Source organism: Klebsiella scottii (genome assembly GCF_036561945.1).
Lineage (GTDB): Bacteria > Pseudomonadota > Gammaproteobacteria > Enterobacterales > Enterobacteriaceae > Klebsiella > Klebsiella scottii.
In genome coordinates this window covers 923802-936262 of the sequence record NZ_JARXNI010000020.1, presented here as the reverse complement: position 1 = coordinate 936262, position 12461 = coordinate 923802, and the positions used below count along the sequence as shown (strand labels likewise).

The window sequence follows — 12461 nt, the reverse complement described above, 5'->3', positions numbered from 1 at the left end:
TGGGACATCTGCGGTGCTTTTATGCCCCATGCATGCCCCAGCATCAAATCGGGCAGTCATCCCGACGCAGATCGTTAACCGAAAACGTGACGACGCCGTAAACCTCTACTCCCTCCCCCTCGATCGCCTCCCCATCCCGGGTAATGAACGATTGCCCCTGCAGCCGGCCAAAATCCGTCATGCCGTCGTACCGGATAAGAACAATATCGTTCTGCTCTGGTCTCAGCGACATATCCAAAATAGCGTAGCCTGAGTCTGTTTTTACAACCCGTGAGTTGGCGTCCATCAGGCACAGTTTCGTGACGGTGAGAGTGTCCTCTACATAATCAGCTGCTGGCGACGAAAACCCCATCAGAGCACCCTCCCCATATTGCGAAGCATCCACAGCCTGTTTTCATTTCCATCCGTTGTTTTGTCGACAAAATACATCTGGTAGCGTTCTATCCACTGGTTCGCTTCGCGGCCGGAGAAATGAACGCCTCGTTCCTGCAGCGCGCAGACAAAGTCTCTGGTGCGTAAATATTGATACCCTTTAGGGTTGCGAGAGATAGAGGCGCAGAACGCCTCTCTGATTTTTGACTGGAGCATTGTCTGCCTCCCGATTAATGCTGGTTGTTCATACAGTAGTTTTATCGAGGAGGCAGATCAATAGCGGTTGCGCCTATCAATTTTCGCGACAGGAGCAACCTGTTGACTTAACTACCCGTAGTATTTTTCAAGCAGAATCTCTGCCAGCGCCTGGATCTCAAACGGCAACGGTGACGCTGCTGTGGTATTGAGGTTTGGCGGCCAGTTGTCCATTGGGCGAGGCATGGAGCCATCCGGGTTGATTTGCTCCTTCAGGTGGCCCAGCAGCGCCCGGCAGGCATTCTGCCCCGATAACCCCATCTGCTTATCCAGCGCATAAATCTGATAGGCATAGGTGAGAGAGCTCCCCTTGCGACTGTTTGAGATGCAGTAAATCTGCTCACGCAGGGCACCATACGCCGCAGTTGCCTGCAGCATGTACGTGCTCATGTTCAGTATCGGGGTTCTTTCCAGTAAATCGCAGGCCCTCAGATAGTCGTGATACGCATAGTCTGCATAGTGCAGGTAATGCGCCTGGCCCAGGATGGACGCGATATTCTCAGTGAAAATATTCTCCGTTTTCAGATACTGATTGATGTAGGTTTCCAGCCCCTGCAGGGCGGCGAGATATTTCCCTGTCGCGTCGCCGGTTAGTGCAATAGCTATTGCCAGGCAACGAATGGCGGTGGTGTTAGCATTTGATGGCGGTGCAGCAGTGAAGCTGTACTGCAACGGTACAAAACCTTTCTCGTTAAATGTCTGAACGAGAGCATCTGCGAGAGAGACGATACCCGCCTTCAACTGAGCCTGCTTCGCCGTGTCGCCATTTGCCACAGCCTCACGATAAAACCACTGGATGTTAGGCAGAATAGTCCGGCTGGCGAACTGCAGGACCAGAATATTATCGAAATACGACTGACCAAGATTAGTTATGCCGCCGTGGTACGTGACACAGTACTGCAGGAAATTCGCATAGATGGTTTCAAACGAATCTCCCTCACCCAGTAGCTTTCGAATCGCCAGATGGGCACAGTAGGCGACCGTTTTCGCGTTCGTTCCGTTCGCATCCCACCACGCTGATTGCGCATCGACATAATCCATCAGGTCCCGGTACAGTTGACGACGGGCTGCACGCTCAATGACGCCGCTCCCGGCCAGTCCATATGGCAGGTTGTGTGCTGCATTATTCGCAGAGAACAGGTTAGCGCGCTGCTGGTTCAGATCGATATAATACCCGTGCGCGAATGATCTTCCCTCTTCCAGCGCAACGACCGGGTAACTGGCTGAACGATACGCCCAGCCGCCGTACATGCGGACATGACCCGCGCTGGTACTGTTCAGGTCAACAATCGTGGACCAGGCCGGCAGCGTCGGCGCATACTGTGTACCGTCTCGGTGGATATCGCCGTGACAATAAAGCAGGTTCGCCGACCGTTTAACCCCACTGTTGCTCCAGAACGTCGTGGTTCTGTCCAGGTCGATCGCCTTGTCCGTCACAACGGAATCAAATTCCAGGCGCCCGGTAAGTCCGTAAACAGAATTGACAGGGATATCAGTAATGGCGGTAAACACGGTATCAATAAATACCTTCCCGCTGGCCATCATGCGGGTTTTTACCACGGCTTCTACATACTGGTTCTTCAGCGTGGTGGTGACCTCGACAAACACATCGCCGTATTCCGTCACCTGAACTGAGCCGCCCCACTGCGACATCGGCACATCATTACTCAGCCCAAACGCACAATATGCGGAGTATTTTGTCATCAGGGCGACGCTGTTTTCCGTGACAGAAGACAGCTGATAGCCGTTCGCACTACCGAAAAGATACGTTCTTCCCCCGAAGCTCAGTGCGTACCCGTCAGTTGTGGCAACCAGCAGCGGACGGACTGCCCGGAACCGGCGGTTCTGGTACACGTTGATAATGAAGTGCGCCACTTCACCCGAGGTGTAATTACGCTCAAAAATCAACGTACCGCAGCGCAATGAACCATCAGAGTGATAACCGTAACGCTCCCCTGTTGAGTAGTTCACGTTTGGCTCTGGAAGCCACTGGGCTGATACAGCATTTCCGTCGCCATCGGTCACTTCAATGCATGACGGATTCGGGCACTCCCCCGGGGCAAACTCCACGGAAATGCTGGATGGTATCGCCGACAGAGACGTGGAAATATTATTCTGCACATCAGCGCTGTATTTCACCGGCGTTGTGTCGCCAGGGTCAAACGCACTGATAGTCTGGGCATATGCGGATACCTGAAATGTTCCGGTTCCGGTCAGTGAAAGCGTGACGTCACTACCGGTCAGGAAAAGCCCCTGCGCAGGCTCCTTATGTGACTGAGCCGTTTTAACGAAAAACGTCCTGTCCAGATATGTCGCTACCACATAATCGTGAACGCCCTGATAAGAAATGTCATACCCGGCGGCAGTCACTTCCGTTTTGGGGATAATCAGCTGAATGCCGCCGTCCGTATGCGTAGAGATATAACGACCATTCCAGGTTTCCGGCACCTGAGTTGAGGCTGTAAATGTCCCTGTTTTATCAAAAACGTTACGTTGTGCTGTCTGACTGATAATGAAATCCACGTCCGGAAAAATTGCGATAAACCGGACAACGTCAGTATCAATACGCACCGAAAAATCAGAAAACGATGCAAGATGACGTGGAATAAATGGTGTGGTTTTGGTTTCGGCAGCAACCGACTCCCCCGGCAGCAGCATTAACGATGCAACAGCACCACCTGCAAAATTAAGGGTTGAGGCTGAAGATGAAGCATTCGCAAAGCTGTCGAGACGCAACAGGGTCAGCTCTCTGATAGTCAGTGTTCCGGCAGCCGATACCTGGTTGACCCGCTCACTAAAGACTATGCCAGTAAGTTGACTTAACGAAGACCCGTTATTGACCGAGGCAGATATCAGGTCGGCAACGGGATCGGATGATGCATAATTACCAACCAGTGTCTGGACCTGTCCGATGTTGGACATTGCAGGCATTTTCCGCCCGGTTGCCGTTAGCGTCCCACCATTATTGATATATTCATCAGCCAGAGAGCTGCCCGTGGCATTACGCACGTAAGTGGTGCTGCCATCAGGGATATTCGCAATATCAGCCTGGGCTGCCGTCAGCGTCATGTATTGTTTACCAAGGGGGATAAGGTTCAGGCGAGTTTCCTCAACCACTGCATCCCCTTCAGCCTTCATTCCATCGACGGTGTAGTGCACCCCACCAAGGCGATCCGTGTAGGTCAATTCAGTGCTGGTTACTACCTTATCCAGCATTCCACCTGCATAAATGTGGTCCCGAATATCATCACTCGGAACCGCCTTCTGCGTCGGGGTTGGTAATTCTGCCATTGTGCTTGTCGCCCTATATAAATGGCGCACGAAACCTTCAGAAACAAATCTGATGGAGTGCGCGAAGGTTGGTTATTGCTGCTGTGTGTTACGGATAAATCGAGTCTGAATATTCAGAAAGAGTTAGCGTCTGAGTGTCGTCGCCATTGGGTTTGGCTGTTTCGACGCGCCAGATGGTGGAGTTAAGTTCTGTGCTGGTTGCGATGAAATAGCGACTGGCGTTCTGCACCGTAGTGCGGTCGTAAATATTCAGGTCGAATGCATCAGCTGCAGCCTGGAACGCTTTAGTCTTTCCGGTTACGGGGTATGCTCGCCAGCGCCCGCGGTAATTACCCAGGCTATCCGTCATCACCACCCACAGATCTCCGAGAGTGAAATCAATGCGCTCTGACGTCGAAAACACATCCCCGCTGCGGGCGGTGATATAGCCGTTCTGCTGCTTGTTGTCGTACATGTCCGGACACTGCACCACTGCGCCGCGGATAACCTGCGTTGAGTCCAGCACTTTCACCGTCATACCGACGCGCGAGAGCAGAATGCGGCGCGCTTCCAGCCACGCCCGGTCCTCCGCCTGCGTTTTATTACGACAGCCGTCAAGACTGATCTGCAGCGCGTTGATAGTCGCATCTTCGACTTCAACGATGCCGCTCTGGTCTATCTGCAGATAGATGTACGACTTTTTATTGGTGAGCGGGTCGACATAATCCAACGTGACGCCGTCATAGCCGCCGGGCAGTGACATAGTCCATGTGACTTTGTACTCGTCCCAGAACATGTTTGAACGCGCAAAAACAGCATCAGGATTCGCTACTTTTTCATCGCGCCAGAACGTCAGCACATCGCCAATATTGTTCCCGTCGACGCGGGCTACATTGCAGATGGTTTTGATTCTCTCGCCAAGGGAGAGCTTTTCATCCGAGAAGGTGTAATCGAAATATCCTAACTCCGGAACGGTTATCGAGTCGGCGATCGCGTACAGCGTTGCGACATCGATACTCGAAACGTCCTGTCGGCCGATCACAATCCACTCGTGCAGAACCGCATCGGCAAAAGAGCGGCTCGGGCGCAGCGTATAGTCAATCAGACCAGTTGCGCGGTCATAGCTGATGGTATGGCGCTGAGCGAGCATGTTGTATTTCTGCTCGCGGTTACTGTTGCTGTTGTTCGGCCCCTTGATGGTGACCTTCGCGATAGTGTCATCTGGATAAACCACGTTTTCACGCGTATTGACCGCGTGGATCGCCATCAGCGTCACAACGTTGCCGTCATTGCTGTTATCCAGGCGTTCAATCGTCACAGCATACCGACCGGCGCCGGCGGCCGGTGTGTATTTGTGCGAGGTGCGAAAATACCGCGTAGTCACCTGGAAATCGTTATCGAAGAAATAATCGTACTGCTCGGAAGTGCCCGGTATCTGGTTGTTACTGTCGTCGACTTTCCAGAACCGGATCCGATAGCGTGACGTTCCCGCCGTTGCGCCGAGCTGAACCATTACGTGCACCCATACCTGAGATGACTCAAGCGGCGACACTGACGGCCCAATCACCAGCGGCGTCTGGTCGTTCAGAGTGAACAGCGTCAGGTTGATGGTTGCGTCCGCCGGTAGCGTGGTTATCTCCCCTGTCATCTCACCGAGATAGAAAGTGGTATAAGACAGGGTGTCGTCGCCGATAAAGCTCTCCGAATAGACGATATTGGCACTGCCGGTTACGTTGCGCGTTACAGTGCTGCCGCCAGCATTCCAGGTGGCATTGATAACGAACGTCACCGGGTGCGGAACGGCCAGAGCGGCGAAGTACGTAAAGTTGTCATCGTTCGAGAGCACCGTTGCCTTGATTTGGTTGCTCTCTATCACCATCGCCGTCGGCGCTGTAGTCGTCGCGGTCTGGGCCGGGAAATCCTCACTTTCGTTCAGGCCCGGAACCTCTTCGTTATCGACATCGTCAAACTGATACCCGACATCGATAGTCCCGATCGTCACTCCTGGGTCAAACGTCTGGTAGCTGGCGCCGGCCAAACTGCCGAGGTTTGATTCTGAGTAGCGCACAGAGGAAATCGTGTATTTCCCGTAGCCGACCTCAAACCATTCAGTGATGTATTTGTTGTTGTCGATAAACTCAAACAGCGCCTGCTGAATCAGGTCAGGAAAGACACGGCACTGGCCGTAAATATTCGGGCGCCCTTTATACAGTCGGGCCCGGTTGGTTTGCCCTGTTGCGTCGTTGTTCGGTGACTCGCCGGTTGAAATAGAGGGTGATGATGCAGTCTGTTGCCCGGTGATTCCCGCCAGCACCTTCTTGGTGAAGCGGATCGGGTTCAGGTGCTCAATCGGGTTAAGAAGCGTCTTTATCAGGCCTCCGCCCTCTGGCTGGTCAAATACGGCAACGACGTCGCCAGCGCGCAACGGACATGACAGGTCGAAATCATCATCCAGCTTACGGCCGTTGAGCTTAACCACGACGTTGTTATGCAATTTCAGCTTGTCGAGCAAGGCGATCAACTGAGTGCCAGGCTCTTCCGTTCCGCGTTGCTTGGGAGCGCCCGGCAGGCGCTGCAGCTCATATCGAACCATGCACCAGATACTCCGCGTTGTTATAGATTTTCTGAAGGATGACTGCGCTATCCATTCTCACGAAGCCGAACTCGCCGCGGGAGTGAAGGCATTTCCCCGGATTAATCATCACGCCGACGTGCGCCGGCTGATTGCCGTAATAGAACACCGCAAGGCAGCCGGAAACCGGCACCGGAACCCGGCGCCAGTGTTCGAGTTCTTCTTCGTAGCAGGTGATGAAATCTGAGCCAGACTCGTAGCCGGCGACGTGGTGAAGCTCCAGCCCCAGTACATGCCGGTAATACAACACCACGAGGCCCCAGCAATCCAGCTCGTCGAAAGTGCAGGCGCGGTTAGCCCAGGGCTTGCCATTAACCAGCCCGATAAATTCGCTCTGTGTCATACCGTAATTAGCCCAGGGTAGTCTTTCGTGGTGTAAATGATGGGGTTGGCCAGCGTGAGCGGGTTGGTCTTGCCAGAGTTCACAGTGACGTTGCTGCCGTCTGCACCGACGTCCTTCACAAAGAGTGACCAGGCCTTAAGCGGATCCGAATCACCGATCGCATTCCATTGTCGGTATACGCAGGTTATGGGGGTCATGCGCCCAGCTCCTTTCCAGCTCTTCAGCGTGTTCCTGACGTCCTCGGCGCCCTGCAGGAATGTGATAGCCATTGTGATGATGGCCGATCCGTTCTGTGTGGGCTCTGTAATTTCGAAGGCCGCAGGCTGGTAAACGTTCCCGCCGAACGACGCTTCACGAAACAGCTTATTGACCACGCGGTAGTAACCGAATGCCGGGTGATAAAACTCGACGGTCTGTTTGATATCGCTCGCCGGCCGGCGCTCCTTCCACTCTCTCAATGTCGGCATTAGTCAGCCCTCGGCATAACAGCAGTGACCAGATAATCCAGCCAGTAGCCGTAATTCTCTGGCGCCTCGACGATCCAGTCGTCGTAGTCCTCGGTGATGTCCTCAATGCCGTTACAGATGACGCTAGCGGTCCAGGTGACGATGTTCCCGTTTTTGCTGGTCTGTACCGGCATACTGATGAAATGCAGGGTCTGCAACTGCACGCCCTGCGTATCGCCAAGGTCAATCCGCATCTGGAACCAGTTACGCCCGCGGTCACAGTACGTCGGTGAGCGGAGCCACGATTTAAAGCGCTCGGCCTGCTGCAACGTGAATTTCCACTGCAGCGACCAGGTCGATTTCAGGTCAGTGGTTAACGGCGTGAAGATGACGGGACCGACCGCCGGAGTCGTCGTCTGCCACGCAGTATCCTGCGTCATGTTCTGGTCTGCGCGCTGAGGAAGCGGCAGCATATCCGGGTATGAAACTGTAGCCACGTTTCCTCCGGGCAATAAAAAACCCCGCCGGAGCGAGGTTTGTTGTTTGATGTGTCCAGAAAGCAAAAACCCGCCGGAGGGCAGGTTTAAGGAATTAATTTTTCTTAAATCTATCAATATCTTGAAATGTTATTTTTTGAATTTCTAGACAAACATTAGAAAAATCTCCGCCTTCAACTTCAAACTCCTTTAAGGTTGGATGGCTGCCAACGGTCACAAATAGACTTTTGGCATTGACGTCTGTTTTCAGTATCACCCAGCACCCCGCAACCTCGGGTTTAGATTGCTTAAATCCCAATACTGTGCCGATAAAGTATTTGCATGGGTTTGATTTTATGGCATTTGTTCCTTTAAGCACATACTCATCATTAACTAAATCCATAGGCAAAACATAACTTCTTTCAAAATTATCCTTATCCTTCCATGTTTTATCATCACTAAGACCAATCGACACGCGATAAGCCCGTAATAAATTTTTAATATTCTCTTCTAAGAATTTTATTCGAGTCAAAAACTGCTCATCGAGTAAATTTTTCTTATTAATCATGTCATTAAAGCTTCTAAACATAACGAATCTCCTTTTGCGTTAAAAAATAATATCCTATAAGAAATGCCTTTGGCTGAGAATGTATTTTTGTTGTCCAAACAATAAGCACTGATCATCTATCAGGATAGGAAAGCGCCAAAACCCAGGATAGTTTGTTGTCTCACACAGCAAAGGAGTTGAATATGGATTTTGGCTTACTGATTACGTCCCTCAAAAGTGGACTTGGTACTCTTTCTGCCGTTCAAAGCAACGAGGTTCTGCGCGAACGCATCGCTTTCATCGGCGAGCAGATTGACGTACTTCAGAAAGCCCATACTGCCACCGAGCAGAAACTTTCCGAGGCGGAAGCCAAAAACGTAGAACTTACGAAGCAGATAGAGGCTTACCGGGCAAAGGAGCAATTTGTCCTTCATCGCACTGCGGCCTTTAGAAAAGATTCCTCGGGTGGGTACGCAAGGGCTGTTTATTGCCCCAACTGTTTTAAAGCGGTCGGCGCCGACTTCAGTGACTCCACTTTTCATTGCGCATCCTGTGGTTGGGTTTCAGAGTTTGAGAGGCGAGATTTGGATGGGGTAATGAATTCTCTTCCTCAGTAATGAAACAACCCGCCGAAGCGGGTTGGTTTTAGTAATCGCCGTTTGCCTGCCGGCGGAGGCCGTAGGTGGACTCCATCTGGCTTGACATTGGGCCACCGGTTTCCATGTCGGTAATGAACGTTTCTATCAGCAGTTCGCTTCCATTCTGGCTGCTGCGCGTGTCAACGCTTACCCCGCTAGCGTAGTTGTAGACGTTATTGGTCACCTGCAGTGACCCGCCTCCGCCAGAACCGCTCAAATCCTTGTTGCTGATAACAGAACCATTATCACCGGGGATCATGTACTGGCTGCCATTACTGGCCTTGTAGATTTCAGGCATGCCGCCTTCGCCTATCTGGTACATCGAGCCCGCAGAAACTGGCCCGCCGTTTTTGCGCTTACCAGCCAGAGATGACCCTACAGCAAGGGCAGCAATCAGCGCGCCCAAGCCAATCACTGCCGCGCCACCGAAGGAACCGATGGATGCAACCAAGGCGGCCGGAGTCCATGCCGCTGTAGTCGCTGTCGCTGATGCTGCACTGGCTGTCGTGGTGGTGGCCAAGGAACCGACCTGCGCCGCAGTCGTGGTGGCAATCGCGGCATTCTGAGCCGTTGCCCCCATGATTGCTGATTTAGCCTGCTGGATACCCATTTGCACGAACGTGTTGATCACATCGTTCAAAATGGTGCTGCCAATTGAGCGGAGTGCGTCGCTCGCCGACATGCTTCCGGTGATTATTCCGGTTAGCGCATTAGATGCCTGGGCACCAAATGCGTCGACGGCGGCGCCCAGCGCCTCATAGCCCACACTCTGCTGAGTGAACAGAGCCCATTGCGCATCCGTCCTGGCCTTTTCATACTGCATGTCAGCTGCATTTTTCAACAGCAGAGCCTGGTTGTGAACAATAACGCCCTGCTGCTCATATTGCTGGATTAACGCAAGCTGCTGCGCGTGCTGGTTTGCCAGGTTCTGGACTGGGTCGACATCACCGGCGGCATGCTGCTGTGGCGTCACAGCCTGTTGTGAGCGAATTTTTGCGAGATTGGCCTGGTGCTGAGCCTCCAGTTGCTCACTGGTTTGGTCATACCGCTGCTGGGTGATTTTTTTTGCGTCCAGCGCAGTCTGTAAGTCCTTTACATCCTGCTGGTAAGACGCATTCTCTTTAGCTTCAGGGAGTAGTTTTTCAGCCGCTGCCTGAGCCCTGATGGCGTTAGCCGTATCCCACTTTTTAGCCGCATACTGGCCAGCAAGTGCGAGTTGCTCCTGAGTGGCTCCCTTACCGAGCGAAAGCTGAGCTGTCAAAATGGCCTGCTCTCGGCTCAACTCCTGAGTTGAGTCTGCAGCCAGTTCAGATTGCTGCTTGAGGTCGGAAAGTTTCTGAGTTACAGATTCCTGCTGATTACCAAACTTTTTAGCTTCTGAAGCTGCTTCCTTGGTCGCTTTCTTATTGCTTTGTTGAGCTTGCTGAGCATCATATTCAGCTGCTGCCCTATCCCTTGCGAGGTTTACATCAGCATCTGTGCCACCAAGTTTTCTTATGTCCTGCTCAGCCTTTAATTGAGCACGCTTTCTGTCATTAAGCTCACTCTGAAGCGTTACCTGATCCTGTAGCTTATCCAGATATTCCTGAACATCTTTCGGGCGCTCAACCATGAGACTGCTGGAATTAAATTTGTCTTTTGCCTTGGAAGCAAAATTAATCATATCTCCCAATTTGCTCATCATGCCGGCAGCAATTCCCGCTTCCTGTCCATCCCTGCGAAGCAAATCAATACCTTGCTTCATAGTTCCGTTTAGCGTAGCTCGACCAATATTAATGGCGTTTTGGGTTTGGCTTAGTCTGTTCTGGGCCTTCTCCAGCTCAAGGGTGGCTATAGCTAGGTTATCCTGTGCGCCGCCAAGCGCCTCGGCAGCCTGCCGCCCTCTCGTTGTATTCGTACCCCAGTTTGCAATTTCTCGCTGTTGTCGCTGGACAGCAGATGTCGCGTCATTGAATTCCTTTTGTGCGTCGGATACCGCGTCACTTAATTCAGGCAGGCTTTGGCTTAGCTTTCCTATCGTTGCCGCCAGCTCTGTATGCGACATCGTCTGGAATTTTGAGCTCAGATCGTTAACGCTATCTGCAAGGGCATTAGCGTCATTCCTGGCCTCTTTTGCGCGCTGTGAAAAGTAAAGGATTGCACTAGCAGCAAGCATTGCCGCTCCGGCAGGCCCACCAATTAACCCGAGAGCTCTGCTAGCCAGGCTGGCACCAGATGAGAGAGCCATTTGAGCAGCCCTGTTTGCCGCCAGTGCTCGATTGTAATTATCAACCGCACCGGCAGCCGCAACCCTGGCAACGGACAAGCGCTGTTCAGCTGCCGCAGCGTTGGTCTCGCTGATAGCAGTAAGCCGCATCATTTCTGCGAGCCTTATCTCATCTAAGGCCCGTTCTTTTGCGACCGCTGCAGCCCTGAGGTCTGCCGCTGCTTTATTCGCGGCAGCCTGAGCTGCTAATGATTCTTCTGCTGAAAGCGTGCGAGATGCGGCAGCTGCTTTGATTTTAGCCGCAGTGGCCATAGTTAAGGCGCCGACATACCGACTCCCAAGAATAGCCGCGACACCAGTCAGCAACGCGCTCAGTCCGCCAATATTTTCACTGATGGTGACGACTGCATCACTGAAAATTGCCGCGCCTGTTTTAACCGTAGAATTTTCACCAAAAAACTTAGTGATGTTGTTGCCAGCAACCTGAAGAGCCTGGCTGATAGTCGTAGTGGTGTTGGCAAATTCAGCACCGATTACACTCCCCTGGGAAAGCAGGCCGTTAACCACAACATCTGTCGTTAGCTTGCCCTGTGCCGCCATGTTGCGCATCTGGCCGATGCTGACCCCCATAGAGTCAGCAAGGGCTACGATAAGGCGGTTACCCTGCTCGTTTACAGAGTTGAATTCCTCACCGCGCAACGCGCCAGAGGCCAAGCCCTGAGATAGCTGAATAATGGCATTTTCAGCCTCTTGTGCCGTTGCGCCCGAAACCACAAATCCCTGATTGATAATCGTGGTTAATTTTGCCAGATCTCCAGCGCTGGTTCCGTATTGCCTGGTGGCTCTCTCTAAACGTGCATATAGGGATGCAGTAGCATCCAAGCTGCTGCGAGTCTGCTGCGTGATGTTGAAAACGCGTTCGGTTACATCAGCGAGTTGTTCAGACGGGCGAAGGGAGTTAGATAATTTATTATTAACCGTGGCCCACGCATCAGCATATCCAGCCACCTGCTGCACGGAAAGCGCCGCAGTAAGTCCAACAGCTACGCGCGATAGACTCGACATCGAGCGCTCTGTCGTATCAATAGAGCGTGACGTTTTATCAAAACCACGCTCCATCAGGTCCAGGCGCTGATTTACACGCTGCTGCGAAGTCAGCAGACCGCGTACATCCATCTCAATATCGTAATAAATGCCGCCGGCGTTCTCTGCCATTTACTTTTCTCCGGGGATTAAAAAACCCGCCGGAGCGGGTTGATAGAATTCTATGAGTTCG

The 12461-nt window shown here is 52.4% G+C and carries 10 protein-coding genes; 1 reads left to right on the top strand and 9 read right to left on the bottom strand.

All coding sequences use genetic code 11. From position 1 onward, the window contains the following. Nucleotides 1-43: 43 nt before the first annotated feature. The 8 genes from QFI97_RS12170 to QFI97_RS12135 form a co-directional block, all read right to left on the bottom strand. Entirely contained in the window at nucleotides 44-352 is a 309-nt protein-coding gene (locus QFI97_RS12170; protein ID WP_346431260.1) for a S24/S26 family peptidase, read from the bottom strand. After that, complete coding sequence (locus QFI97_RS12165) at nucleotides 352-588, bottom strand: hypothetical protein (RefSeq protein ID WP_346431259.1); 237 nt, start codon at nucleotides 586-588, stop codon at nucleotides 352-354. Before QFI97_RS12165 ends, QFI97_RS12170 begins: the two co-directional genes overlap by 1 nt. Before the next feature lie 111 nt (nucleotides 589-699). Next, nucleotides 700-3918, bottom strand: coding sequence for a hypothetical protein (locus QFI97_RS23510; RefSeq protein WP_438943430.1), 3219 nt, complete (start codon nucleotides 3916-3918; stop codon nucleotides 700-702). An 88-nt stretch (nucleotides 3919-4006) separates the two neighbouring features. Continuing rightward, on the bottom strand, nucleotides 4007-6490 hold the full coding sequence (locus QFI97_RS12155) for a host specificity factor TipJ family phage tail protein (protein WP_346431258.1): 2484 nt from the start codon (nucleotides 6488-6490) through the stop codon (nucleotides 4007-4009). Beyond that, entirely contained in the window at nucleotides 6477-6872 is a 396-nt protein-coding gene (locus QFI97_RS12150; RefSeq protein WP_346431257.1) for an NlpC/P60 family protein, read from the bottom strand. Before QFI97_RS12150 ends, QFI97_RS12155 begins: the two co-directional genes overlap by 14 nt. After that, entirely contained in the window at nucleotides 6869-7339 is a 471-nt protein-coding gene (locus QFI97_RS12145) for a hypothetical protein (RefSeq protein ID WP_346431256.1), read from the bottom strand. Before QFI97_RS12145 ends, QFI97_RS12150 begins: the two co-directional genes overlap by 4 nt. Next, nucleotides 7339-7815: a hypothetical protein gene (locus QFI97_RS12140; protein ID WP_064386338.1), complete on the bottom strand. Its 477-nt coding sequence runs from the start codon at nucleotides 7813-7815 to the stop codon at nucleotides 7339-7341. Before QFI97_RS12140 ends, QFI97_RS12145 begins: the two co-directional genes overlap by 1 nt. 94 nt (nucleotides 7816-7909) lie before the next feature. Beyond that, complete coding sequence (locus QFI97_RS12135) at nucleotides 7910-8383, bottom strand: hypothetical protein (RefSeq protein WP_346431255.1); 474 nt, start codon at nucleotides 8381-8383, stop codon at nucleotides 7910-7912. Nucleotides 8384-8544: 161 nt separating this feature from the next. Between QFI97_RS12135 and QFI97_RS12130 the strand changes: the two genes are divergently transcribed. Next, nucleotides 8545-8958 (top strand): hypothetical protein, encoded by a 414-nt coding sequence (locus tag QFI97_RS12130; RefSeq protein WP_346431254.1) that lies wholly within the window; start codon nucleotides 8545-8547, stop codon nucleotides 8956-8958. 28 nt (nucleotides 8959-8986) lie between these two features. Here QFI97_RS12130 and QFI97_RS12125 read toward each other — a convergent pair whose 3' ends face one another. Then, nucleotides 8987-12400, bottom strand: a complete 3414-nt coding sequence (locus tag QFI97_RS12125) for a tape measure protein (RefSeq protein WP_346431253.1) — start codon at nucleotides 12398-12400, stop codon at nucleotides 8987-8989. Between the last annotated feature and the right edge of the window lie 61 nt (nucleotides 12401-12461).